Here is a 24,598-nt window from a genome sequence, read left to right as displayed (position 1 = left end):
ACAATTTGGTAATCGTATTGCTCTAACAGCCGAATGCTCTCATTTATAAGATGTTCGTTATATACTCTTGGAATGCCGGAGATATTTTCAGTGAAAATATGAATATTGCATAATCATGATCAAGTGCTCTTTTACGGTAACAACGTCCGAAACGTTGAAACAAGCTATCTAACGTTGACATTTCCGTAAACAAATAATCAAAATCAATGTCAATACTCGCCTCAACGAGTTGCGTCGTAATCCAAATTCCTCGTTCATTCTTTTCATTAAATTGTTTAATGCGCTTTTCTAACAACTGGCGATCCTCTTGTGTGAATTGCGAATGGAGTAAGTAGATAGGGACTTGTGTATCACAATCTAAAAATTTATCATAAAGACTCATTGCCTTACGAACAGTATTGACAATGACAAGCACTTGTGACGTTTCTCCTAGCTCTAACATTTCTCCGATTGTTTCCTCTATACACTCGGAGCGCAAACAAATGCGGTGACGGTGAACATCTGTATCAATGAACTCCCCTGTAACAAATTCATCATCGTGAATCACATTTCGCTGTTTTAACTCTTCCAAATACAAAGTGGGAAGCGTGGCAGTCATAATCATAAATTTTCCACCTACATGATGGATCATTTCTAATGCTTTAATTAACATCGCTGCAATCCTCGGTTCATATGCTTGTATCTCGTCAATCACTATTTTTGCATTCGCCATCGCTGCTAATTCCTTTTCAAAACCTTTATAGTAAAACGGAAACTTTAAAATTTGGTCAATGGTTGTAAGCAATAGCTTCTTCGCATAATGTTCAGACTGTTGTTTTAATTCTTCCCAATTTTCCTCTTTGTCTACTAAATAATGCACGCTCGTGGAGTGTAACAACCCAACCGCATCATAACCCATTTTTTCTTTTATTCTGTCGTATATCGCGTTAATGCTCACTCGAAGTGGCAATGTAAAAAATGCTTTATCCTCTCGAATCCATAAAAGCGCCGCTTCCGTTTTCCCCATTCCCGTTTGTGCAATAGCAATAACGTGCTTATCATGATGTTGTTCAGTAAATTGTTGCAAATCATTTTTATGGAATCCTTGTTTTTGCATATATTCATTTACATTTATGTAGACCGATTTTTCTACATCCCTTTCGACATCCATATGAGCAGAGGCCGCATGGTCTAAACGATGTAGTAATCCTTTAATCATGACATATTTCCAAAATTCTTCTCCGTCATGGTACGTATATCGCTTTAACAATCGATCAACGAATCGATATGAAAATTTTTCTGTCATTTGTAATCCCATATGTTCACTTAGTTGTGGCAACTGCTGTTTTATATCGTTTTCTAAAACATGACGAATCATTTCTTTCTCTGGAAGCTGGTCACGCTCATGATGATAACCGACCGCGTGAATAAGTAGTCGCTCTTCTTCTTTCGTGAGGTCTAGCTGTTTTAGTGGGATACATCCTGCTGATAAGTAATTGTGAGGTACATTTGTTTCTACATCCGTTTCTAACATCGATTCATGAATCGCCTGACGGATCTTGTTTTGAAATACCGTATTTGCTTTGCCAACATCATGATATTGCACAGCTATTTCTAACAGTTTCCACATTTGTTCGTCCATTAACATGAATTTGTGGCCATAAGCGTCTTTTAATAAATTTAAATTATGAAGGAGACGATCCGTATGTTCACGAATCGTCTCTTTTCCTTCCAATTTTGCATAAAAAGCCATCATTGCCCCTCCTACAGATGATAAAAAACTAGTTCCCCGTCTTCATCCATCCATACTCCTTCTGGAGCCTCAATTCCTTTTTGAACATAACCTACATGAATTTTTTCCCACTGCCGAATCCCATTGACAATTTCATATTTCCAATTGAGTTGATAAGGAATACTTTTTGTTTCTCGATCAAGAAGATGTCTCGGAATATAGGCATCTCGCTGCAAAGTCAAGGTCTCATCTTCCTCAAGTTCTCGGACTTCCACGAGTTTATACTCATCAATCCGAACTAAATCTTCCCAACGCCCAAGGCTATAATGAGTGGTACTATGCTCGATAGCATGAATGATTTGCGTTAATATGTGTTCCTCTGCTTCGACATGGATTAATAAATGGACGTTGTGCAACAAATGGGTGTACATTGGCATCGTTGTGATTTCATTTTTGTCGTAAGAAAATTCCATTCGTGCTAACCCATCTAGTACAAGTGGAAAGCTGGATAGTTCTCTCCTTTTGAAAAAATAATATCGCTGATAATCAAGCAACTTCGCTTCATACGTCCCTTGTACACTTAGACGCATTGGAATGAATTGGTTTGCATCAAGCAAAGCGTGAATCATTCCTTTTACTGTTGAATATGGCGGAAGCGGATACGTTTCCGCCACTTTGGAAGCAAACGGCTTTTTGTAGCACGCTGTTTCTTGAAATAACTTTAATCGTAACGCTTTCATATTTAAACACCGTAATACGCTTTGATTTGTTTTGAAACATATTGGAAAAACGGTTCAACAGGCATCACTTGCTCGTTGAATAAATCGTACAACTCTCCTTCATTTGCAAAAACACCGCTCAATATACCGATGCGTGTATCTTTGCCGATCGCTTCCCCAGCAAATGTTTGTTCCATCGTTTCTTTAATTGGCTTCGTTTGAATGGCCCATCCGTTCCCTGTTACACTTAGTTGCACGCGCCCGAGGAAAAACGGATTGGCGACATTATACATTCCACCAATGACAAAAAGAGGAGATAAATTTTCTTGTCGCCCGCGAATGTTACGGTTTAGCACTTTTAACACTTCAAGCAACTGAAGGACACGGTTCGCTTTTTCTTCGCTTGGAAGTTCAATCTCCCCATCTACACCGACACGGTTTAAATCAATGGTAATCGTATATGTGTAAAAACTATGATGTTGTTCAATATTGGCTAAGTTAGCATCTTGTCCAATGCGACTTGCGAGCCCCATATTGTTTAGAAATTCCAAATCACTTTTGTATGGCTCAAGCGAAATCGCATGGCTCAGACGAACAACAGCAGGACGTTTTTGCGAATTTTTATCTGTTTTTAAGTAGCCAAATAAGTCCATTTCAACAGAGTCATTAATCGTGACATCTTTTTTAAATTGGACAACTCCACTCGCTTTGTCAACCGTATCTAAATTCCACCCGAACAGTTCATTTCCAAGTCGAACAATATCGTAACGGATACTTTGCCGCGATGCATACGTATATACTTCACCGTCGCCGCGATGAAATTTTTTCAACTCTGAAATATTAGCAATTCCTTCTCCGTAGTTTAATGAGTTTGCTTGAAAAATGACGGTCATTGTTAACGCTTTTTTCATGCTTGAACTTCCTCCTGTTCTTCTTTATATTGGTTTGCGAGTAATCCAGCAATAAACGCATTCGCCACTGTCGCAAAATCTAAATCCCGTTCATGTAGCGCATTTAAGAAAATAGGTGACATCGGACGATCTGTAGACATATAAATACGCATAAGCGTATCCATAAAACTTTTTCGATTTCCGGCTTTTGCAGCATTTAATAAACGATAAGCAATGCTTGTCACTTTTTTCTCCGAACCGCTTGAACGGATGATCGCATCGCGAATTTCTCGCCCTTGCATAAACAACGCAGTTACTCTTTTGTCTGTTGTGGCCATATCTCTCACTCCTTTTTTAAACTGCAAAATTCGATTCCGCTCCCGCACGGCAATGTACGGACCGTTCGTACTTCTTTCATTTTTGATGCAATCGCGCAAATAGTGATAGATGACATGAATTGGATCAGCACCGCGCAACACAGATTGCACAAACTGCTCGCGATAGTCGTATGGTTTGATGTAATCAAGTCGATCAGCATATTGCTTGAAATAATAGGCTAAGTACATAGGAAGGTGGTAATAATGCAAGTGTGTTTTTTTACTGCTATAATCCGAAAAAAATTCCAGGAAAAATAAGTGATCGATCACATACTCTGATTCTTTTTTCACGCTTTGAACGAGTTGACTGACGATCTTGTTAAAAGGCTCTCTTTTTTTCTTTAATTCTCTAAAATGATTGTTTTTCTGTAAAACCTCCGCAAAAGTGGCATCCGTCTGAACAAAACCTGCATACAATCGTCGTTCTGTTTGTTCATTTATTCCTTCGTTTTTGTAATAAATGGTCGATCCAATTGGTGCGAATAAAAGCACAAGTTTAGCTAATGAAGACAACGGTTTAGGTTGCTGACTATCAAAATGCCAACTAAAGTTAAACGCATTGTCTTTCGCAACCCCTATCGGAGAAAACACCATTTCTTCGAAGTTGTAAAAAGCAAGACGTTCATTGAAGAGCAGACACTTATTTATTTCTGTCTTGATGTATTCTTGTACTTCTTCTAACGTTTTTTTCTTCCATGCCCGTTTTAATTGTTTAAACGGTTGATATTCACTCTGTTTTTCTAACAAAGAACTTATCTCTTCAATAGAATGACTATCTCTAAGAGAGCATTCCAACTGTAGATCGTTAATCACAGGCAACACATAACTTTTATAAAACTCCTCTTCATGTCCATCCAAATCCAAACCATTCTTTGTCACATTTAAAAAAGATACTTGGCCAAAAAAAGATTGTAATATAGCTGCTTTAAAATAATTGAAGGTCAATTTTTCGTTAATCTTTTCTTCATTCACAATGTTTTTAAACGCATGAATATATTCTAGCAGCTGATCCATATGGTCGTATTTTTTTATTTCTTTCATTTTGTCAACGATGTTTTCTAATTCAGGGTTAGGGAAATATTTAAGAATTCTTTTCCCCGTATCTGATATAACTTTCTTTGTTGCTGTCAAATGATTTTTAAACTGTTCTTCATTCTTCACCTGTTCGATGTAATCATCCAATCTTTCGCATTCTCTTCTGGCAACACTATACTCCTCCAACAAATACAAGAAATATGCTCTTGGTAATTGTGGAAGTACCTCTGTATCCAATTCAATTCCCCATGGTTTAACTGTCACGCTATGTTTGTGTTCTTCGCTAATTATTTCATGTTTCCGTCCGTATTCAAACACACGATATAGCCCGACAAGTCCCATATTAATCATCCATTCCCCCATGTACAATTCAACCTTCATTCCTTCACCTCCTCCACTTCAAGCATTCCAAATCCTTGATTACGCCGTTTTGATAAACCGAGTTGATAAAGCAATTGTAAATCGGCAGGTTCTCCGCTCATATGAAATAAGCCATGATACGCAGTGAAGTATAAATGCTGTTGTTCCCCATACTTTTCAGTAAATTGATGATTAGATTCTTTTATGACCATCTTTTTAAATCGAATAGGTCGCACCGTCAATGGTTTATATAATCCCCTCCCGCGATATTCATATAAAATCGTATCGGCTAAGTAATTGATATGTTTTTCATAATTTGGATCATCTGGAGCAATGGGAATTTTCTTTTCATCTTCTATTAACAAAGGGGAGAGCGTTCGAAATATGACGACAGATGATGTAATCTTTTTTTCATTTCCCATTACTATTTTTCTTCGAATAAATTCGTATCCTTTATATTCGAACCTTTTTTTACTTTGCAAACCATTATACAAATGAAGCAAAAATTCATAATCAGGTGAACTAATAACAACACGTAATTCATCTAACTCAATTTCATCACCTTTTAAACAGAAGTTTTTTAAAAAAGGTGAGAAAACGAAAGGTTTTGTTTTTTGATTCATGTACAACTTTTCGTAATATTCCTCGCTAGATGCCCGTATACTTCCTTTCATGATCGACACAATTGCCATTCGATAATGAAGTGGGAGTTTTTTCACTTGGAATGAACAAATAACTCTCATAAGACACCTCCTTTGCTTCATTTTATCGAAAAAGAAAAGAACATGTTGTCGTTTTTTGTCAAATAAAAAGAAATTTCGATGAAATTTAACAATTCGAAACATAGCATATTCAATCATTATATTAATAAATCCGAAATCAAAAAACTTGAAAATATCCATCTATCCTCTAAACTTTCTTGACATAATTTTTAAATATACAAATAATAGGGAAGGGAGCAAAAAACATAAGGACTTGGGAGGGATCGATATTGTTAAGGGTTCTATTATCGCTTGTTACAGCTTTCTTTATTTTCTTTACTTCTTCTGTATATGCTCATCCTGGAAAAACAGATGCAAACGGTGGGCATACTTGTCGAACAAATTGCGAAAAATGGGGACTAAAATCTGGAGAATACCATTATCACGATAAAAACGGTAATATCATTCGTCAAACAAATAAAACTATTCATCCCCCTGCCATTCGTGTTAATTCAAAACATGTCGTAAAAGTTATTCGTGTAGTAGACGGCGACACAATCGATGTTCGTTTTTCTAACGGTGCAACATCACGAGTTCGTTTCATTGGCGTTAATACGCCAGAAACCGTTCATCCTCAAAAACCAGTAGAGAAATATGGGAAAGAAGCGTCTAATTACACGAAAAAACGATTGACCAATCAAACGGTTACGCTTGAATTTGATGTAGGAGTGAAAGACAAATATGGTCGTTTTCTAGCATATGTTTGGGTTGGAAAAGAGCTGTATAACGAAACGCTTGTCAAAGACGGATATGCACGAGTGATGACAATTCAACCAAATGTCAAATATCAACAACGCTTTATTACAGCTGAACGAAAAGCACGTCAACAAAAGAAAGGTCTTTGGAAATTATAGAAGCATAAAAGCTGTTCCGAACAACACGTCGGAACAGCTTTTTTAATCCTTATAGGTACGATACAAACGAGAAGTGGCAATGTCACTGCTCCGTCTATTCCCCTGTTTCAATTCCTCATAGGTACGATACAAACCCCAAAAAAGTGTTGATATATCAACATACGGAAAATATATACAATGTCATTATACACACATTTGAAAATTCAGTCAATATGCTATATGCCTTGCTACGTCTGCAAAAATCCCGGAAAATAACTTGTCGTCGATCCCCTGGGATTTTTGCAAGATTGGAGGTCGACGACAGTTGTGAAGTTATTCACAATTGTTGTATAAAAAACAGCCTCCGATTTGGAGACTGTTTTATGCTTCAGCGTTCACTTCCGCAATAATAACAAAGCCGATGACGGCTGTGATCACTAAGCCTGTAATCATCCACATCATCATGTATTCCCCCTTTGCCCATTTTCTTTTATTTTACACGTTTTTTCTTTATTCGAAAATGGGGTTTATGCGTCTTCTTCTATTTTTCGTACGTATGCGTTTGAACGGTGAGTGAAAAAGATCGAGCCGAGCATGAGAATAAATACTGCGCCAAGTACAAGTGGTCGTTTTGCTTCATCGATCGCGCCTGGGATGAGTGTGCCGATATATAAAAACGCACTAAGCGCAAATAAAACGAGACTGTATGCTTTATAGTCACGCGCTTTTCCTAACCAATTTCGCTTTTTTTCATCCAAAACAGTCATCCCCCTTCCTCCTTTCAATGTATCATAGAAAAGAAAAAAGGGGGCGATGTAATTTATGCCAACGCGCGCGCTAAATCTTCTATTAAATCGTCAACATCTTCTAATCCAACAGAAATGCGAATGAGACCGTCCGTAATGTCAAGTTCGTCGCGGCGCTCTTTCGGAATAGAGGCGTGCGTCATTTTCGCTGGTAACGAAATTAAGCTTTCTACTGCTCCTAAACTTTCCGCAAGCGTAAAGTAGCGAACGCGCGTCAATACTTGTTCGGCTTTTTCGCCGCTTCCGACGTCAAACGAAACCATGCCGCCAAAGCCGCGCATTTGTTTTTTCGCTACGTCATAGTTTGGATGAGACGGAAGCCCTGGATAGTACACACGTGTGACCGCTGGATGGTTTGTTAAAAATTCAACAATTTTTCGTGTATTTTGTTCATGTTCTTCCATACGAATGCCGAGCGTTTTCATGCCGCGCATTAATAACCATGAATCTTGCGGACCGAGAATGCCACCTGTTGAGTTTTGAATAAAATGCATCTCTTTCGCAAGCTGTTCGTTATTGACGACGACAAGCCCCGCGACGACATCGCTATGTCCGCCTAAATATTTTGTGGCGCTATGAATGACGATGTCTGCACCCAATGCGATCGGCGTTTGCCAATACGGCGTGCTAAACGTGTTGTCGACAATCATCAATAGTCCATGACGTTTCGCAATGGCTGATGCGCCTTGTAAATCAGTAATTTTTAAAAGCGGATTGGTCGGCGTTTCGATATAAATCGCTTTCGTATTCGGTTGAATGTGCGCTTCAATGTTCGCTAAGTCGCTCGTATCGACAAACGTTGACGCAATGCCAAGTCGGTTTAATACTTTCGTCATCACGCGGTATGTGCCGCCATATACGTCGTCTGTTAAAATGACGTGATCGCCACTATTGAACAACATCATGACCGCTGTAATTGCTGCCATACCTGAACTAAACGCAAAACCTGCATACCCTTCTTCCACATCTTTAATAAGCTCCTCTAACGCATGACGCGTTGGATTGCCTGTGCGCGAATATTCATATCCTTTATGCACCCCGACGGCTTCTTGTTTATACGTGCTCACTTGATAAATCGGAACGGATACAGCACCTGTATGCGCATCTCCCGCAATGCCGCCATGAATGAGTTTCGTTTTTCTTCTCACGTTACATCCCGCCTTCGTAAATGTTTTTACTTAAATATCGTTCGCTACTATCTGGAAAAACAACGACGATGTTTGTTCCTTCTTTCGCTTGTTCCGCCTCTAATAGCGCTGCATGAAATGCTGCCCCAGATGAGCTGCCGACAAGCAATCCCTCTTTTTGCGCAAGCTCTTTGACGCGGCGAAACGCATCGTCATCAAAAATTGTATAAATTGCATCAAAATAACGTTCATCCATATATGGCGGTAAACTTTCCATACCGATTCCTTCCGTTCGATGCGGACCGGGTTTTCCGCCGTTTAAAATCGAGCCTTCAGGTTCAACGATGACCGTTTTAATTGTTTTGTTTTTTTCCTTTAAAAATTTGGCTGTTCCCATAAATGTGCCGCCTGAGCCGGCACCGGCGACAAATACGTCAATTTGTCCGTTCAGTTGTTCCCAAATTTCTGGTCCGAGCGTTTTATAATACGTTCGTGGGTTCGCTGGATTTTCAAACTGTTGTGGGCAATAGGAGTTCGGAATTTCCGCAGCGAGCTCTTTCGCTTTGCGAATCGCTCCCGCCATCCCTTCGCTCGTTGGTGTGTGAATGACCGTTGCGCCAAGGGCGCGCATCAGCTGTTGTTTTTCGATACTAAATTTTTCTGGAACGCAAAAAATGACGCGAATATTTTTTCCGATCGCTGCAAGCGCAAGACCAATTCCGGTATTTCCTGCCGTCGGTTCAATAATCGTTCCGCCTTCTTTGATCTTTCCTGTCGCTAGTGCATCGTTTAACAGCTCTTGGCCGAGACGATCTTTAATGCTTCCGCCCGGATTAAAATATTCGAGCTTCGCAAATAGACGTACTCCTTTTGGAAGCGGAAACTGTGTAATTTCAACGATCGGCGTATGGCCGATTAATTCATGCACATTTTTCGCTACTTTCATGTTGTGACCTCCCAAAAGATAAAAAGAAGGAGAGGAAAACTCTCCTATTTGTTTAACTCGTTCACCATCCATTGAACAAGCTCAGATGAATGAAGGGCTGCTTTTTGTAAAAATTGTTCAAACGATACGTTCGACTCTTTGCCAGCGATGTCTGATAACGCACGAATGACGACAAACGGCACACCAAACTGATGGCATACTTGCGCAATCGCAGCCGCTTCCATTTCCACAGCATATAAGTCTGGAAATTGCGTGCGTACAAAATCAACGCGAGCAGGATCGTGCATAAATGAATCGCCTGTTGCGATTAATCCTTTTGCGACTTGTATATCGCGAATGTGCACGGCGCTCGTTTCAGCCGCTTGTACTAATCGTTCATCTGCCTTATAGCGCGCTGGCATGCCTGGCACTTGACCGTATGCATAACCGAACGCCGTAACGTCGACATCATGATGAACAACTTCGGTTGAAATAACAATATCGCCGACGTTTAACGATGGGGCAAAACCGCCAGCTGAACCTGTATTAATGACGACATCTGGCGCAAAACGTTCGAGTAAAATCGTCGTCGACATCGCCGCATTGACTTTCCCGATGCCTGATTTTAATAAAACGACATTCGCCCCATCTAACGTGCCGCTGTAAAAAGAACAATTCGCTACTGTCGTTTCTGTTCGATCGGCAATTTTTTCGCGCAAAATCGCTACTTCTTCTTCCATCGCTCCAATGATTGCTATTTTCATCGTTTCAACCTCTTTCACTTATTGTTTCACAGCCTCCATCAACCAGACGAAACGATTCATTGGCGTAAATGTGACGGTAAAACCGTGCGTTGTAAACATATGTTCAAGCGCAGGAATCGTCGTGTAATATTCCCGTTGTAAATCTTCCGCCAAGTCAACGAATCCTTTTTGTTTCGCTTCCGCAATCATCGCCTCATGCGCTTCGCGGTCGATAAACGCTGTATCAGCAAACACTATTTTACCACCTTTACGAAGAAGTGCGCTATATTTGCCGATCGCTTCTTCTTTTTCCGTATCTGTTAAATGGTGAAACGCATACGTGCTCACGATCGTATCGATCGGTTCATTCGGCAACGGAAATTGTAAAAAGTCGCCGTCTTCAATCGACACGTTCGGAAGTTTTTCTTTCGCCAGCTCGCGCATCGGGGCAGACGGTTCGATGCCGTACACCGTTTTTTTCGCCTCGATAAGCTTTTTCGTTAAATTTCCTGTGCCGACGCCAAACTCTAGCACGACATCGCCACTTTTTTCAACGACTGTATTTAAAATCGTCTCATATCCGTCAAAGACGTCACGGTATTGTTCATCGTGACCGTATACAGACGAATCGTACGACTGCGCCCACGTTTCAAAGATGTCTAAAAACTCACGTCCCATGATGTCACACTCCATAAATATAATAATTCATATAAGTATAGTATGAATTAAATGTATTGCTGTTCTCAATCTATCATATTTTTTTTAGATGTTCAATGGAAATGTGTTAAACTACGTGTAGAAAGGAGGAAGACGATGATTACGTTTGATCTCATTCAAGATAAAGTCGAGTTTTTTGAAGCGACAGATTTAGCGACATTAGAGAAAAAAATTAATGAACAAATTGAACATAACAAAGCGATTATGCTTGAAGTACATCATGTATCGTATCATATGCACTTGCTAGAAAACGGACAACGTCTATATAGCGCGATGGTGCATTTTAAAGCAAAAAAATAGAGCGTCACGGACGGCGCTCTATTTCTTTTAGTTGTTGCACTTTTGTCGGTTTCCATCCTTCGTCGGTCACCCATTCGATAAACACTTTATAATGTTCTGTTTTATCTTTTTTGGAGACGGTGGCAACGGCGTGGTTTGGACTGCCGCCATTTCCGATAAACCAGACGATCAAATCAGAAGAAGGAATGCCTGTCGCATAACTAATGGCATCGAGCATTTCTTTCCAATCAACAGAGTTTTTATCATATTGTGTCACATGCGGTTCTGATTGCGTTGTGCCGATCGGCTGCCATGACGGGTTAACAATTTCGCGAATGACGTTTGAATTCGGATCATCAACAACCGTTTCTTCTACGTTGTCATTCGGTTGTTCGTTTGTTTCTGTTTCCGTTTCGGATGGTTGCTCGTCGTTTGACGGCTCATTTGTTTCGACTTCAACTCGTACTGGTTGCGGAGAAGCGTTCGTTTCCTTTACGGATCGATCGTTGGCAAACAACCATGTCCATCCGAAAAATAAAATAAGCGCAAACACAATCGCAATGAACGTATTTAATAAGCGATTTACTTTTCTTTGTTTTGAACGTTTGGCAAAACGGCTGCTCACTCTTGGTACCTTCCTTTCTGTTCCAACTCGTATGTAGTACGAACGATATCGGCAAATACTTTGTTCGTGACGGCGGCAGATGACGTTGTTTCTAATTGTACCACAACGAGCGCATATTTTGGACGGTCAGCTGGAAAATAACCTGCAAACCATTTGTTCACTACGTCTTTTTTTCCTGTTTGCGCTGTTCCTGATTTTCCTGCTACGGCATAAGGCAACGATTGAAACGAACGGCCAGTCCCTTCCGGATGCGTCACAACAAGTTGTAACAGTTGTTGCAGTTCGTCCACTGTCTCTTTGCGCAATGAATCCATCGTTAACCGCTTCTCATCAAATGTGAAAAATGTCGTTCCATTTTTATACATCATTTTTTGAACGATGCGCACTTGTTTCACCTCACCACCTCGCGCAATCGTTGCCATCATATTCGCTACCGCAAGCGGTGAGACGCGCACATCTTTTTGTCCAATCGACGTTTGTGCGACAGCAAGCGGAATATGTTTATCCCGTTCATCTCCCCAAATGTTCCCTTTTTTCTCTTCATGAAGCGGACGAAACGATGGAAAATGATAAACATCTCCCTCCCAACCAACGCGTGGCAACAATCCAAGTTTTTGTGCATATGTCTCAAACACGTTTTTATCTATCGCTATCAACTGTTTTCCTAGCTCTCCAAACGTCCTGTTGCAACTGATGGCAAAACTATCTTCAAACGTGCGCATCCCTTTCTTTTTTTCTTCCAGCTCACCGTTAATTTTTTGATCACAGTTAAACGTCTGTCCGTGAATGAGTCCATGTTCAAGCGCAGCAGCTGCAACGACGACTTTAAAAACAGATCCCGGCACTTGAGGAAGAAGCGCCTTATTTTCCATCGCTCCATCTTTGTACGGATCTCGTTCATCAATGGCGGGAGCGCTCGCTAACGCAAGAACGTCATTCGTTTCGACATCAAGTAAAACGACAGCCCCTTTTTCCATGCCATGTTGCGCGACAATTTGCTCAACACGTTGTTGCAGAGTATGATCAATCGTCGTTTGTACCGTAATCGGATAAAACGGATTCGCCTGCTCTGTATATTTCACATCCATGCCAAACAACGGCTCACCACGGGCGTCTACGTGATACAGTAGCTTCGTCTCCTCGTCTGGAATTAAAAATTCATCAAATGAACTTTGTAAGCCAGACACCCCTATTTTTGTTTTTGGAGATAAGTTTCGATCCGCATAGCGTTCTTTTAACACTTTCTCACTTTCTCCAAGTAAACCGATGACGTGTTGCGCATATTTTTGTTTGAGTTCGTACTGTTTATGAACGGCAATCACACCAGGGATGCGCAAATCATTAATCCGTTTCATTTGCCAAGGTTGCAGTTGAATCGGTTGTTGCCCATCGTGCAAAATGATTGGGCCTTTCGCCGTTTCAAGCTGTTGTTTTATCGTTTCTTTTGGCATGGAAACAATCGTTGCGATCTGATCAATGGGCCAATCCATTTTCTTTAAAAAAGGAAATAACACGAGCGTTGGGATGTATTCATATGTGAGCGGCTCGCCGTTTCGGGCGACGAACATGCCGCGTCCGTTATCAATCACAAGCTGTTCCGTACGCTGTGCGACGCTTGCTTCTATTAAATTCACCCCATGAAACGACTCAGTGCTAACTAGTTGTAGTTGAACAAGTCGCCCTGTGAGCACAAGTATCCCTAATTGTATCATTGTTAACATGACGATGATTCGTTTTTTTATCATAAAAAACACCTCGTCTTCATTGTCGACGAGGTGTTACATTTTAAAACCTATTTTACTGCAACGATTTTTACAACCATATCGCCACCAGGCGTATGAACAGTCACTTCTTCACCAACGCGGCGACCGATCAGAGATTTGGCGATTGGAGAGTCGTTTGAAATTTTTCCTTCAAACGGATCTGCTTCCGCACTACCAACGATCGTATACGATTCTTCTTCTCCATCTGGAAGCTCGATAAATGTTACCGTTCTTCCAAGCGATACGACGTCTGTGCTTTCTAAATCTTCTTCGATAATTTTCGCATTGCGAATCATATTTTCAAGCATTTGAATGCGTGATTCAACGAACGCTTGCTCATCTTTTGCCGCATCGTACTCCGAGTTTTCTGATAAGTCCCCGAAGCTGCGCGCGATTTGAATGCGCTCTACCACTTCTTTTCGCTTCACCGTTTTTAAATATTCCAGTTCTTGCTCGAGTTTCTCCTTCCCAGCTTTCGTCATTGGGTATTCTTTTTCCATTGACATGTGACTCACTCCTTTTTATTTATGTATGGAAAATGTACGAACGAGCTGTTCGTACAAAAGACAAAAAGTTTACATATTATCTATGCTATGGTATTACAAAATAGACTTTTGTTCAAGAATCGTTTGAATTTTTGTAACCATTAAATCAATCGCTACGTGATTATGGCCACCTTCTGGAATAATAATATCGGCATACCGTTTCGTCGGCTCGATAAATTGATTGTGCATCGGACGCACGACGTTGACGTATTGTTCGATCACCGACTCAAGCGTGCGACCGCGTTCTCTAATATCGCGCAATAAACGGCGAATAATCCGAATATCTGCATCTGTATCGACGTACACTTTAATATCCATTAAGTTGCGCAATCGTTCGTCTTCTAATACAAGAATGCCTTCTAAAATAATGACATCTTTCGGTTCGACGCGAATCACTTCATTTGAACGTGTATGAAGCGTGTAGTCGTATACAGGCTTATCAATTGGTTCGTAATTTAAAAGCTTATGAAGATGCTCGATTAATAAATCATTGTCAAAAGCGAGCGGATGATCGTAGTTTGTTTTTAATCGTTCTTCAAACGGTAAATGGCTTTGGTCTTTATAATAAAAATCTTGTTCAAGCATTAAAATCGAATGTCCTTGAAAATGTTCATAAATCGCTTTTGTGACGGTCGTTTTCCCCGAACCAGAGCCGCCTGCGACTCCGATGACAACCGGTTTCTTCCTCATGTTAGTGCCCCTTTCTCATCATGTTGTATGGGAAAACTTCTCGATCGACTTTAAAACGAACGATTTGGAGCGGATGGCGAGCAGCGTCAAGCTCGTTTCCTTCTTCATCCCAAATGTTTTCAATGACTTGTGTAAAATTTTCAATTTCAGGTCCGAAAAATTCTACTTCATCGCCTGGTTTAAAGAAGTTGCGTTGTTGCAACGTCACGATGCCTGTGTCTTTATCATAGTCTAGCACGAGACCGACGAAATCGTACGTCGTCTTTTTACTATGCACGCCAAACATTTGCTCTTTATAGCCAGGAACACCTTCAAAAAAGGCTGGCGCGGTATCACGGTTCGCACATTTATCGAGTTCATCTAGCCACTCTTTACGAATGACAAAGTTGTCCGGATCAGCACAGTACGCATCGATGACTTTTCGATAGACGCTAACGACAGTAGCGACGTAGTGGATCGACTTCATGCGCCCTTCGATTTTCAAACTATCAATGCCGAGCTCAATCATTTTTGGAATGGACTGAATTAAGTTTAAATCTTTCGGGCTCATCGCAAACGGGTCGTCATTTTCATCAAACAACGCCACCGCTTGATCGCCTTCAAGCTTGTACAAATCGTAATCCCAACGGCACGATTGACAGCAACCGCCGCGGTTTGAATCGCGCGCAGTCATATGGTTGCTTAATACGCAACGACCAGAATAGGCGATACACATCGCACCGTGAATAAACGTTTCAATTTCAATATCCACTTTTTCTTTAATTTCACGAATTTCTTCCGCGCTTGTTTCCCGCGCTAAAACAACACGTTCTAGCCCTTCTTCTTTCCAAAATTGTACGGCTTTCCAGTTCGTGAGCGATTGTTGTGTGCTTAAGTGCACTTCTAATTTCGGTGCGACGCGGCGTGCCGTTTCAATAATGAGCGGGTCAGCAACGATAATGCCGTGCACGCCAACGCTCTCTAAGCCGCGCAAATATTCTTCTAACCCTGGAATGTTTTCATTATGAGCGTAAATGTTTGTCGTGACGTAAATTTTTGCTCCATATTGCTTTGCAAATTGTACGCCTTCTGCCATTTCTTCAAGCGTAAAGTTGTCGGCATTTGAACGAAGGCCATATTCTTGTCCACCGATAAAAACAGCATCCGCTCCGTAATGTACAGCTACTTTTAGCTTTTCTAAGTTACCAGCTGGCGCAAGCAACTCAGGTTTTTTTACAATGACACGCTTGCCGTTGATGATTTGTGATATGCTCATACGTCTCCCTCCTTTTCGTTTAATATACAGTTTCTTTAAAGAAAAAGCCGGTATCTAACGGACGATGTGTTGGCTGAATGGCTTCAATGCGCGCAAGCAACTCGCCTTTTTCTTCTTCGTATTGCTCGCGATTTTCTGCGCACAAATCGATCGCACGACGATATAGTTTTGTCACTTCGGTAATATACTCTGGCTCATGAAGCACGCCATCAATTTTAAAGCTATCGACGCCCGCATCAATCATGTCTTCGAGCTCATCAATAATGCAAATGTCATTTGGACTCATAATATGCGTACCGTTTTCATCTTCAAAAATCGGATATTTATTGTCGCGCTCTTTATCGTATAAAAAGAGCCCTTTCGCATATTTCATTTGTTGTACTTCCATAAACTTTCCTTGATATTCAAAATAGTTGCCGATGAGGGAACGCTTCGACTGAAACATGCACGTCATGCCGTGTACTTGCACTTCAATTTCCACTTCTGCATGATTTTTAATATCGATAATTTCTTCCATGTTTAACTCTCGCGCTAAGACGGCACGTTTCGCTCCCTTTCGTCCCCAATAGTTGCACGCATACCAGTTTGTCGCTGTCGTTTCTGTGTTCCAATGCAGTTTCATATGCGGTGCGACTTCTCGCACTGTCATTAACACCGCTGGATCGCCAAATACGATGGCATCCACTTGTTGTTCGGATAAAAAGCGAACGTAATCACTTAGTTCATCTACTTTATCGTTATGAAAAAGCGCGTTCATCGCAACATATACGCGCACATCGTACTTTCGTGCCACGTGCATGGCATCGATAATATCTTGTCTTGAAAATTCCCCCGCTAAGCGTAAGCCGTACCGTTGTTCCCCAATCATTACAGCATTTGCTCCCGCTTGAGCAAGTTGTTCCATATGTGCAACGCTCGTTGGTGTAACAAGCAATTCTGGTTTTTTCATGTCATTCACCTCTTTTTCTCGATATCGCCATTCCATCACCGATCGGAATGATGACCGTTTCATAGCGCGGATGCGCCATTAGCCATTCGTTATATGCTTGGATTTTTTTAATAAGCTGGCGAATGCGTTTTTGTTCAATCGGTTCATGTGTAGCGACAAGTCCCTTAAATAGTACGTTATCCGTTATAATCATCCCCCGCTCGCTTAATAGCGGCTCGTACAATTCAAAAAAGCGGCGATATTGTCCTTTTGCCGCGTCAATAAATAATACGTCAAAAGGAGTATGCTTTTTCACTTCGTCGCCCATTTCGAGCGCATCGCCAAACAATAACGTCACTTGCTTTTTCGTATTCGTTTGTTCTACATAAACGAGCGCTTGTTTATAGCGCTCTTCATCGCGTTCGATCGTGACAATGTGTACATGCGGCAACGCTTTCGCCATTCGAATGGCAGAGTAGCCAATCGCCGTGCCAATTTCTAAAATGCGCATCGGTTGAACGAGTTTTAACATGTGCAACATCGTTTCGATGCTAAGCGCATCCATAATCGGAACGTTATGTTCACGCGCATATCGTTCCATCGCTACGATTGCTTCTTCTTTTTTTGGTAGTAATCGTTCTAGATATTGAATCATTTCCTGATTTACCAACGAACTGTCCTCCTCGCAAAAACAAGAGTTCAAACGAATTGAACTCTTGTTTCATCACGATCCATAACTTTATATATACTACCATAAATCAAAATAAAAAGCGAACGTTTTATTGCTTTCCGATATATTTTGCTTTTTCGCGATTATGTTCGTCAAGTGTTTTTGTAAAAATAACATCGCCCGTTGGTGTCGCTAAAAAGTAAAAGTAATCTGTGTCAGCTGGATGAAGCGCAGCATGAAGCGACATTTCACCAGCATTTGCAATTGGGCCCGGTGGAAGTCCTTTATACATGTATGTGTTATACGGTGAGTTTACTTCCAAGTCTTTGTAATATACACGTTGTTTATGCTTTCCGAGCGCATATAAAACCGTTGGGTCTGTTTGAAGTGGCATACCTTTTTCCAATCGATTGTAAAATACACTTGCGATTTTTTCGCGATCTGCTTTTTCTGTCGCTTCTTCTTCAATAAGCGATGCCATCGTTAACAATTGATGAACCGTCATCCCGCGCGTTTCCATATCTTCCGTATATTTTGCCAATATTTCTTCCGTTTTGGCGATCATTGTTTCAATCATTTCTTCAAGCGGCGGTTTTTCTTCCGTAAATGAATAAGTTGCTGGGAATAAATATCCTTCAAGCGCATAGCGAATATTTTTATTTAAAATGTCTGCTGTTAAAACAGAAGGATATTTTTTCATTAACTCTTCAATGTATGTTCGGTTTGTTAATTTCGCCATAATGTATTCTGTAGAGTAGCCCGTTTTTTGCGAAATAATCGTTGCAATTTGCGTTAGCTGTTTTCCTTCTGGAATCGTTATTTTTAATTTCGCTTCTTTCACGATTTTTCCTGTTTTTAGCTGCTTTACAATTTGTTCAAATGTCATTGCTTTTGTAAACGTATAATTGCCAGCTTGAAAATCGGCATGGTTTTTAAATTTTACGTAATACCGAAAAATCGTCGCATCTTTTACGACACCTTGTTTTTCTAGTATAGTCGCAATGGTAGATACAGATGAGCCAATCGGAATTTCAACTTGAATTGGTGTTTTATCGTTCGGATCAACAGGCTGCAACGCTGAACGAATGTATACAAATATACCAATGCACGCGGCAACCATTAACAATAACAAAGGTGCAGTAATATATAAGACCATTTTACGCACCGTTTTCGCTTCATGTTCTTGTAACATACGCTATCCTCCCCTCACTTCTGACATTATACTACAAACACCGACATGACATAAATAAAAAAAGAAGCTGACGCGCAGTCAGCCTCTTACTCTTCCTCTTCTTCTTCCTCTTCGCCGAGGAATGTGTTTAACATTTCTTCGATCATATCCCATTCTTCTTCTGTTTCGATCGGCTGCAATTCTCCTGCTTGCCCATCTTCTGCTGGGATAAAGGAAGATGCGTGAATTTCGATTTCTTCGTTGTCATCTTCTTCTGCACCAATTGGGTAGTACAAAACATAAGATTTTCCAAATTTCTCAGATTCAAACGTAAATAATACTTCACAAAGTTGCTCGTCGCCGTTTTCATCAACGACTGTAATGTGTTTTTCACCGTGTTCCATCATGTTCACCTCAATTGTTTATGGTCCAAATACGATTGTAAAATCATCACTGCGGCCATTTTATCGATCACTTGTTTTCGTTTTTTTCGACTGACGTCCGCAGCGATCAACATCCGCTCTGCCGCCATGGTAGACAGCCTTTCGTCCCACAAGACGACAGGAAGTGAAAACGTTTGTTTCACTTGTTCTGCAAAGCGTTTTGTCGCCTCACCGCGCGGTCCGATCGTGCCGTTCATGTTTTTCGGAAACCCGACAACGATTTCTTCGACCGCATATTGCTCGATCAATTGCCGCAAACGGTCAAAACCATATTCGCCATGTTCTTCATCGATGCGAATCGTCTCGATGCCTTGAGCCGTCCATCCTAATTCGTCGCTTACGGCAACGCCGAGCGTTTTCGTTCCAAGGTCTAATCCTAAAATACGCATATGGCTATTCCTCGCGATGTGTTCGTAAATAGAATTTCACTAATTCTTCAATTAATTCGTCACGATCAACTTTGCGAATTAAGTTTCTGGCATCTTTATGGCGAGGGATGTAAGCTGGATCACCAGACAATAAGTAGCCGACAATTTGGTTAATCGGGTTATATCCTTTTTCTTGCAACGCGTCGTATACAGTAAGCAATACTTCTCGAACATCGACGTTCATCGGTTCTTCCGAGAAGTTAAATTGCATTGTGTTATCAAACGAACTCACCGTTTTTTGCACCCCACTCTCACGTTCCGAGAAATCTGGCATATCCATCCTTACATCCATTGTACACGATTTCCACCGTTTATTAAACAGATTTTACCCACTGCTCGACAAATTTCAATGCTTCGTCTACTTTATTCGCATCTTTTCCGCCTGCTTGCGCCATATCTGCTCGGCCACCACCGCCGCCGCCGCAACGCGTCGCCACTTCTTTAATGAGTTTTCCAGCGTGATAACCGCGGTCGATTAAGTCGTTTGTGACACCAGCAATTAAGTTTACTTTATTTTGTTGTACAGAAGCAAGCACAATGATTGCTGATCCTAATTTTTGTTTTAAATCATCGACCATCGCACGTAAGCTGTTCATATCGGCGTTATTCACTTTGCTTACGACAAGTTGAACGCCATTGATTTCTTTTGCTTGATTGACTAAGTTTTCTGCTTCCATATGGCTTAAACGAGCAGCAAGCGATTCGTTTTCACGCTGCAATTCGCGCATGTCGTTCATGAGCGTATCAATGCGCATAAGCACATCTTTCGGGTTCGTTTTTAATTTTTCCGCTACTTCTTTTAACAAAGCAATTTGATCGTTCATTAAACGATACGCTGCTTTTCCTGTGACCGCTTCAATGCGGCGTGTACCTGCGCCAATGCCCGATTCAGAAACGATTTTAAACAAGCCGATTTCCGCTGTATTTGTGACATGGCAACCACCGCAAAGTTCTAAGCTATAATCGCCTACTTGCACAACGCGCACAATGTCACCGTATTTTTCGCCAAATAGCGCCATCGCCCCCATCGCTTTCGCTTCATCAAGCGGCTTATAGTCAATGTTGACAGGAAGATTGCGCCAAATTTGTTCGTTGACAATCGCTTCAATTTGTTCAAGTTCTTCTTGTTTCACTTGACCGAAATGAGTAAAGTCAAAACGTAAACGATCAGGTGCAACGAGAGAACCGGCTTGGTTCACATGCACGCCAAGCACATCTTTTAGCGCTTGATGTAATAAGTGTGTCGCTGTATGGTTTTTCACGATATCGACGCGCGCCGCTTCATCGACATGCGCTGTATATGTGCCGTTCGTTTGAATGACACCTTGTTCGACAACGATATGATGTAAATTTTGACCGTTTGGCGCTTTTTGTACGTCTTTGACATACGCTTTTCCTGTTTCTCCTTCGATCCAACCGCGGTCAGCAATTTGTCCACCGCTTTCTGCATAAAACGGCGTTTCACGTAAAATGACTTGTGCTTCTTCCCCTGCACGTACTTCATTCACAAGTTGACCGTCTTTTACGATGACTTCTACGACAGAGGAAACAGAAAGTTGTTCGTAGCCGACAAACGTACTTTCCACTTTAATGTCGCCTAATACGCCGCCTTGAACTTGCATCGAATCAACATCTTGACGCGCAGCACGTGCTCGCTCACGTTGACGATCCATTTCACGTTCAAAACCGTCGTGGTCGACTTTCATTCCTTCTTCGGCTGCATACTCTTCCGTTAATTCAACCGGGAAGCCGTACGTATCGTACAAACGGAATACATCTTCGCCGCTAATCGTGTCGCTACCACGTTGTTTTTCTTTTTCGATGACGCTCGCTAAAATCGCAAGGCCTTCGTTTAACGTTTCATGGAAGCGCTCTTCTTCGTTTTTAATTACTTTTTGAATAAATTGTGCTTTTTCTTTCACTTCCGGATAATAGTCGACCATAATTTCGCCGACAACAGGAACGAGCTCATACATAAATGGACGTTGAATGTTTAATTGTTTTGCATAGCGAACCGCACGGCGCAATAAGCGACGCAAGACGTAACCACGTCCTTCGTTTGATGGCAGCGCTCCGTCGCCAATGGCAAACGTGACTGTACGAATATGGTCGGCAATGACTTTAAATGCGACATCTTTTTCTGCATCGGTGCGATATGTTTCACCTGAAATTTGTTCCGTCGCCCGAATAATTGGCATAAATAAATCCGTATCGAAGTTTGTCGGCACATCTTGTAAAATCGAGCACATCCGCTCTAGCCCCATGCCTGTATCAATGTTTTTCTTCGGAAGCGGCGTATACGTGCCGTCAGGGTTATGGTTAAATTGAGAAAAGACGAGGTTCCATACTTCTAAATAACGTTCGTTTTCTCCGCCAGGATATAATTCAGGATCGTTCGGATCGTTACCAAATTGTTCCCCGCGATCGTAGAAAATTTCTGTATTTGGACCGCTTGGGCCTTCTCCGATATCCCAGAAGTTTCCTTCCAACCGAATAATTCGTTCTTCTGGCAAACCAATTTCGTTATGCCAAATGTCAAACGCTTCTTCATCTTCTGGATGAATCGTAACAGAAAGACGGTTTGGATCAAAACCGATCCATTTTTCGCTCGTTAAAAACTCCCATGCCCAATGAATGGCTTCGCGCTTAAAATAGTCACCGATTGAAAAGTTTCCGAGCATTTCAAAAAACGTATGATGGCGCGCTGTTTTTCCAACGTTTTCAATATCGTTTGTGCGAATCGATTTTTGCGCATTACAAATGCGCGGGTTGTCCGGAATGACACGGCCATCAAAATATTTTTTTAACGTTGCGACACCGCTGTTAATCCATAACAACGATGGGTCGTCAATTGGAATAAGCGATGCGCTCGGCTCAACTGCGTGACCTTTTTCTTTAAAAAAGTCTAAAAACATTTGACGTACTTGAGCAGATGTTAGCTTTTTCACGTTTCCTTCCTCCCTTAAAAATATAAAAAACTCCCATCCCTGCTCAGGGACGAGAGCTTGCTCGCGGTACCACCCTGTTTATGGACAAAGCGTCCATCACCTCAACCGCCGTAACGTGGCTTCGTCGGCAGGGTTTGCCTGCACTCCGGATTAGCGTTCTGTTACCCTTCATCTGGAATTTCTTTCAGCCGCGGAAATTCCTCTCTGTGCGCCAAAAGCGCTTTAAGATGGACTGTAACATACTTGATCCTTCATCGTTTTTGTATGTATTACTCTTGTGAAAATTATAGACAAGCCCCTTTTTTTTGTCAATGCACCATTGTTTTCAACGTACGAATGTGCGTAAATGTCTCCTTTGCGATCGCAACAATTGGAACAGCGACAATTAAACCGAGCACTCCACCTATTTCTCCACCGACAAATAGCGAAAACATAATGATGAGCGGATGTAAATGTAAACTTTTCCCTACGATCAAAGGTGATAAAATGTTTCCCTCAATAAACTGTAATAAAAAAACGATGCCGACAGTAAGAAACAACATGTTTACTGACATCGTCGCGGCGATAATGGCGGCTGGAATCGCGCCAATAATCGGCCCGAAATAAGGAATGACATTTGTCGCACCAACGATGATGCCGAGCAAAAGCGGATATTTCATGCCGATGAGCCAAAACGCAAGCGTGGCAGCCGTCCCGATCAATAAGCAAACGAACAATTGGCCACGAATATAGCCACCGAGCGTTCGATCGACGTCGCGTAAAAATTGAACACCTTGCTTTCGCCATTTTTTCGGTGTTAAATCCCACGCGGTTTTTTTAATCAGTTCCACATCTTTTAACATGTAAAAAGCGATAAACGGGATAATAAAAAAAATGATCACTCGATTAATGATCTGTTTCAGCCCGATAATCGCACCTGTGACCGCCTGGCTAATAAATGATTCCGCTTCCGCTATCATCGCCTCGATGCGTTGATGAACATCATAAGGCCACGTTGCCGTTTGTTCATGAATGGCATTCGTCCATTGTTCGTATGTGCGAACAAACATCGGCAAACTTTTATTTAAGTCTTCCAACTGAGCGATAAATAACGGTGTCCCTTTATAGACGGCAAAACCGATTCCTCCAAAAAATAAGACGTAAATCGAAAGAATAGCAAGCGCCCTCGGCATGCCGCGTTGATGAACGTATTCAACGACCGGATGCAATAAGTATGTAATAAACGCAGCGATGAAAAAAGGGGTCACAATTTTTATAAATAAGTGTAAAAACGGTAGCCATACGGACTTGAGCTTTACAATAAAATATAGGCAAACTAAAACGAATAACAATTTCGTGAAACGAACGAAAAAATGAAGATGTGAATGTTCCAAGATGATCCCTCCCTTTGTTTATAGTGTAGGGTGAAAAGAAAGATGTTATACAAAAACCGGCAACCTCAGATGAGATTGCCGGTTTTTCGTTACATAAATGGACGCAACATTTGTTTGCCGACTTTTCGCACGTTGCGCATGTTCATGCCACCGTTTCGTTGCGCTAATTGATATGCGGCTACTCCTGCACCGATCGCAATTAAAGAAGCGATTGTTCGATTCATCGTCATTCTCCTTTCATTACGAAAACAAAGTTCGTTCTTGTTCACTAAACAAATCGTCGAGCGAGCTAAGCGTCCCGTCTTCTTCGACTTGGTGCGTATGGATCATACCTTTTTGAACGGTTAGCTCAATAAAACAGTTCCAACAATAATACTGATTCACACCGATTTTCCCTAAATCTTTACTTTGACAATTCGGACACTTTAACATAAAAGGACACGCTCCTTTTTATTTTTTCTTCTATCTTTGTCATT

Annotated in this window: 27 protein-coding genes; 2 read left to right on the top strand and 25 right to left on the bottom strand. The window is 41.3% G+C overall.

Annotation, left to right across the window (positions count from 1 at the left end; all coding sequences use genetic code 11):
• Positions 1-43: 43 nt before the first annotated feature.
• The 5 genes from cas3 to cas6 are packed head-to-tail and all read right to left on the bottom strand — an operon-like array spanning position 44 to position 5,835.
• Positions 44-1,735, bottom strand: a complete 1,692-nt coding sequence (gene cas3, locus K1I43_RS04800) for a CRISPR-associated helicase Cas3' (RefSeq protein ID WP_238148399.1) — start codon at positions 1,733-1,735, stop codon at positions 44-46.
• A gap of 8 nt (positions 1,736-1,743) precedes the next feature.
• The gene (gene cas5b, locus K1I43_RS04795) at positions 1,744-2,451 is read right to left on the bottom strand and encodes a type I-B CRISPR-associated protein Cas5b (RefSeq protein ID WP_019416835.1); all 708 of its coding nucleotides are present in this window, start codon (positions 2,449-2,451) and stop codon (positions 1,744-1,746) included.
• A gap of 2 nt (positions 2,452-2,453) precedes the next feature.
• Positions 2,454-3,341: a type I-B CRISPR-associated protein Cas7/Cst2/DevR gene (gene cas7i / locus K1I43_RS04790; RefSeq protein WP_009361659.1), complete on the bottom strand. Its 888-nt coding sequence runs from the start codon at positions 3,339-3,341 to the stop codon at positions 2,454-2,456.
• Positions 3,338-5,113 carry a type I-B CRISPR-associated protein Cas8b1/Cst1 gene (cas8a1, locus tag K1I43_RS04785; protein ID WP_220382620.1) on the bottom strand — a complete coding sequence of 592 codons (1,776 nt, stop codon included), beginning with the start codon at positions 5,111-5,113 and terminating at the stop codon, positions 3,338-3,340. The genes cas7i and cas8a1 overlap by 4 nt, the downstream gene beginning before the upstream one ends.
• Positions 5,110-5,835 (bottom strand): CRISPR-associated endoribonuclease Cas6, encoded by a 726-nt coding sequence (gene cas6, locus K1I43_RS04780; RefSeq protein WP_019416833.1) that lies wholly within the window; start codon positions 5,833-5,835, stop codon positions 5,110-5,112. The genes cas8a1 and cas6 overlap by 4 nt, the downstream gene beginning before the upstream one ends.
• A gap of 248 nt (positions 5,836-6,083) precedes the next feature.
• Between cas6 and K1I43_RS04775 the strand changes: the two genes are divergently transcribed.
• Positions 6,084-6,707: a thermonuclease family protein gene (locus tag K1I43_RS04775; RefSeq protein WP_019416832.1), complete on the top strand. Its 624-nt coding sequence runs from the start codon at positions 6,084-6,086 to the stop codon at positions 6,705-6,707.
• 506 nt (positions 6,708-7,213) lie between these two features.
• Here the strand turns inward: K1I43_RS04775 and K1I43_RS04770 are convergent.
• Genes K1I43_RS04770 through K1I43_RS04750 form a run of 5 tightly spaced genes read right to left on the bottom strand, consistent with a single transcriptional unit; the run spans position 7,214 to position 10,965 of the window.
• Positions 7,214-7,453: a YrhC family protein gene (locus tag K1I43_RS04770; RefSeq protein WP_009361663.1), complete on the bottom strand. Its 240-nt coding sequence runs from the start codon at positions 7,451-7,453 to the stop codon at positions 7,214-7,216.
• Positions 7,454-7,506: 53 nt separating this feature from the next.
• Positions 7,507-8,640, bottom strand: a complete 1,134-nt coding sequence (locus tag K1I43_RS04765; protein WP_019416831.1) for a bifunctional cystathionine gamma-lyase/homocysteine desulfhydrase — start codon at positions 8,638-8,640, stop codon at positions 7,507-7,509.
• Position 8,641: 1 nt separating this feature from the next.
• Positions 8,642-9,565, bottom strand: a complete 924-nt coding sequence (locus K1I43_RS04760; protein ID WP_019416830.1) for a PLP-dependent cysteine synthase family protein — start codon at positions 9,563-9,565, stop codon at positions 8,642-8,644.
• A 44-nt stretch (positions 9,566-9,609) separates the two neighbouring features.
• Positions 9,610-10,308 carry a 5'-methylthioadenosine/S-adenosylhomocysteine nucleosidase gene (mtnN, locus tag K1I43_RS04755; protein ID WP_019416829.1) on the bottom strand — a complete coding sequence of 233 codons (699 nt, stop codon included), beginning with the start codon at positions 10,306-10,308 and terminating at the stop codon, positions 9,610-9,612.
• An 18-nt stretch (positions 10,309-10,326) separates the two neighbouring features.
• Complete coding sequence (locus K1I43_RS04750; protein ID WP_009361667.1) at positions 10,327-10,965, bottom strand: class I SAM-dependent methyltransferase; 639 nt, start codon at positions 10,963-10,965, stop codon at positions 10,327-10,329.
• A 135-nt stretch (positions 10,966-11,100) separates the two neighbouring features.
• Here K1I43_RS04750 and K1I43_RS04745 point away from each other — a divergent pair, with 135 nt between their 5' ends.
• On the top strand, positions 11,101-11,304 hold the full coding sequence (locus K1I43_RS04745) for a DUF2536 family protein (RefSeq protein WP_009361668.1): 204 nt from the start codon (positions 11,101-11,103) through the stop codon (positions 11,302-11,304).
• A gap of 4 nt (positions 11,305-11,308) precedes the next feature.
• On the opposite strand, the gene K1I43_RS04740 is transcribed toward K1I43_RS04745, so the two are convergent.
• The 15 genes from K1I43_RS04740 to K1I43_RS04670 all read right to left on the bottom strand — a co-directional run bounded on the left by K1I43_RS04740 (position 11,309) and on the right by K1I43_RS04670 (position 24,554).
• Positions 11,309-11,908: a YrrS family protein gene (locus tag K1I43_RS04740; protein ID WP_019416827.1), complete on the bottom strand. Its 600-nt coding sequence runs from the start codon at positions 11,906-11,908 to the stop codon at positions 11,309-11,311.
• On the bottom strand, positions 11,905-13,653 hold the full coding sequence (locus K1I43_RS04735; RefSeq protein WP_136260263.1) for a peptidoglycan D,D-transpeptidase FtsI family protein: 1,749 nt from the start codon (positions 13,651-13,653) through the stop codon (positions 11,905-11,907). The genes K1I43_RS04740 and K1I43_RS04735 overlap by 4 nt, the downstream gene beginning before the upstream one ends.
• A gap of 47 nt (positions 13,654-13,700) precedes the next feature.
• Positions 13,701-14,177 (bottom strand): transcription elongation factor GreA, encoded by a 477-nt coding sequence (gene greA, locus K1I43_RS04730; protein ID WP_009361671.1) that lies wholly within the window; start codon positions 14,175-14,177, stop codon positions 13,701-13,703.
• 93 nt (positions 14,178-14,270) lie between these two features.
• A complete protein-coding gene (gene udk, locus K1I43_RS04725) occupies positions 14,271-14,906 on the bottom strand; it encodes a uridine kinase (RefSeq protein WP_009361672.1) in 636 nt (211 codons plus the stop codon).
• Position 14,907: 1 nt separating this feature from the next.
• Entirely contained in the window at positions 14,908-16,161 is a 1,254-nt protein-coding gene (locus tag K1I43_RS04720; protein WP_019416824.1) for a peptidase U32 family protein, read from the bottom strand.
• Positions 16,162-16,180: 19 nt separating this feature from the next.
• Positions 16,181-17,110, bottom strand: a complete 930-nt coding sequence (locus K1I43_RS04715) for a peptidase U32 family protein (protein ID WP_009361674.1) — start codon at positions 17,108-17,110, stop codon at positions 16,181-16,183.
• 1 nt (position 17,111) lies between these two features.
• Positions 17,112-17,759 (bottom strand): O-methyltransferase, encoded by a 648-nt coding sequence (locus K1I43_RS04710; protein WP_019416822.1) that lies wholly within the window; start codon positions 17,757-17,759, stop codon positions 17,112-17,114.
• Positions 17,760-17,868: 109 nt separating this feature from the next.
• Positions 17,869-18,951 carry an endolytic transglycosylase MltG gene (mltG, locus tag K1I43_RS04705; RefSeq protein WP_019416821.1) on the bottom strand — a complete coding sequence of 361 codons (1,083 nt, stop codon included), beginning with the start codon at positions 18,949-18,951 and terminating at the stop codon, positions 17,869-17,871.
• Between the two features lie 86 nt (positions 18,952-19,037).
• On the bottom strand, positions 19,038-19,334 hold the full coding sequence (locus K1I43_RS04700; RefSeq protein WP_026011525.1) for a DUF1292 domain-containing protein: 297 nt from the start codon (positions 19,332-19,334) through the stop codon (positions 19,038-19,040).
• Positions 19,335-19,339: 5 nt separating this feature from the next.
• Complete coding sequence (gene ruvX, locus K1I43_RS04695) at positions 19,340-19,762, bottom strand: Holliday junction resolvase RuvX (RefSeq protein WP_009361678.1); 423 nt, start codon at positions 19,760-19,762, stop codon at positions 19,340-19,342.
• Between the two features lie 4 nt (positions 19,763-19,766).
• Entirely contained in the window at positions 19,767-20,033 is a 267-nt protein-coding gene (locus K1I43_RS04690; protein WP_026011524.1) for an IreB family regulatory phosphoprotein, read from the bottom strand.
• Between the two features lie 82 nt (positions 20,034-20,115).
• A complete protein-coding gene (gene alaS, locus K1I43_RS04685; protein ID WP_019416818.1) occupies positions 20,116-22,749 on the bottom strand; it encodes an alanine--tRNA ligase in 2,634 nt (877 codons plus the stop codon).
• Between the two features lie 308 nt (positions 22,750-23,057).
• Positions 23,058-24,122, bottom strand: coding sequence for an AI-2E family transporter (locus K1I43_RS04680; RefSeq protein ID WP_019416817.1), 1,065 nt, complete (start codon positions 24,120-24,122; stop codon positions 23,058-23,060).
• An 89-nt stretch (positions 24,123-24,211) separates the two neighbouring features.
• Positions 24,212-24,352, bottom strand: a complete 141-nt coding sequence (locus K1I43_RS04675) for a YrzQ family protein (RefSeq protein ID WP_006320530.1) — start codon at positions 24,350-24,352, stop codon at positions 24,212-24,214.
• Positions 24,353-24,362: 10 nt separating this feature from the next.
• Positions 24,363-24,554: a hypothetical protein gene (locus tag K1I43_RS04670; protein ID WP_009361683.1), complete on the bottom strand. Its 192-nt coding sequence runs from the start codon at positions 24,552-24,554 to the stop codon at positions 24,363-24,365.
• Between the last annotated feature and the right edge of the window lie 44 nt (positions 24,555-24,598).

Origin of the sequence: Anoxybacillus sp. ST70, from assembly GCF_019553625.1 — a bacterium.
GTDB lineage: Bacteria > Bacillota > Bacilli > Bacillales > Anoxybacillaceae > Anoxybacillus > Anoxybacillus gonensis.
This window is presented reverse-complemented; position numbering and strand designations above follow the sequence as displayed.

Coding starts and splice junctions, on each gene's coding strand:
- K1I43_RS04670 (WP_009361683.1), bottom strand. CDS start 24,554: ATGTTAAAGTGTCCGAATTGTCAAAGTAAAGATTTAGGGAAAATCGGT.
- K1I43_RS04745 (WP_009361668.1), top strand. CDS start 11,101: ATGATTACGTTTGATCTCATTCAAGATAAAGTCGAGTTTTTTGAAGCG.
- cas5b (WP_019416835.1), bottom strand. CDS start 2,451: ATGAAAGCGTTACGATTAAAGTTATTTCAAGAAACAGCGTGCTACAAA.
- K1I43_RS04715 (WP_009361674.1), bottom strand. CDS start 17,110: ATGAAAAAACCAGAATTGCTTGTTACACCAACGAGCGTTGCACATATG.
- K1I43_RS04750 (WP_009361667.1), bottom strand. CDS start 10,965: ATGGGACGTGAGTTTTTAGACATCTTTGAAACGTGGGCGCAGTCGTAC.
- cas8a1 (WP_220382620.1), bottom strand. CDS start 5,113: ATGAAGGTTGAATTGTACATGGGGGAATGGATGATTAATATGGGACTT.
- K1I43_RS04735 (WP_136260263.1), bottom strand. CDS start 13,653: ATGATAAAAAAACGAATCATCGTCATGTTAACAATGATACAATTAGGG.
- K1I43_RS04760 (WP_019416830.1), bottom strand. CDS start 9,565: ATGAAAGTAGCGAAAAATGTGCATGAATTAATCGGCCATACGCCGATC.
- K1I43_RS04770 (WP_009361663.1), bottom strand. CDS start 7,453: ATGACTGTTTTGGATGAAAAAAAGCGAAATTGGTTAGGAAAAGCGCGT.
- mltG (WP_019416821.1), bottom strand. CDS start 18,951: ATGTTACAAGAACATGAAGCGAAAACGGTGCGTAAAATGGTCTTATAT.
- cas7i (WP_009361659.1), bottom strand. CDS start 3,341: ATGAAAAAAGCGTTAACAATGACCGTCATTTTTCAAGCAAACTCATTA.
- K1I43_RS04720 (WP_019416824.1), bottom strand. CDS start 16,161: ATGAGCATATCACAAATCATCAACGGCAAGCGTGTCATTGTAAAAAAA.
- mtnN (WP_019416829.1), bottom strand. CDS start 10,308: ATGAAAATAGCAATCATTGGAGCGATGGAAGAAGAAGTAGCGATTTTG.
- K1I43_RS04700 (WP_026011525.1), bottom strand. CDS start 19,334: ATGGAACACGGTGAAAAACACATTACAGTCGTTGATGAAAACGGCGAC.
- K1I43_RS04675 (WP_006320530.1), bottom strand. CDS start 24,352: ATGACGATGAATCGAACAATCGCTTCTTTAATTGCGATCGGTGCAGGA.
- ruvX (WP_009361678.1), bottom strand. CDS start 19,762: ATGCGTATTTTAGGATTAGACCTTGGAACGAAAACGCTCGGCGTTGCC.
- cas3 (WP_238148399.1), bottom strand. CDS start 1,735: ATGATGGCTTTTTATGCAAAATTGGAAGGAAAAGAGACGATTCGTGAA.
- udk (WP_009361672.1), bottom strand. CDS start 14,906: ATGAGGAAGAAACCGGTTGTCATCGGAGTCGCAGGCGGCTCTGGTTCG.
- cas6 (WP_019416833.1), bottom strand. CDS start 5,835: ATGAGAGTTATTTGTTCATTCCAAGTGAAAAAACTCCCACTTCATTAT.
- greA (WP_009361671.1), bottom strand. CDS start 14,177: ATGTCAATGGAAAAAGAATACCCAATGACGAAAGCTGGGAAGGAGAAA.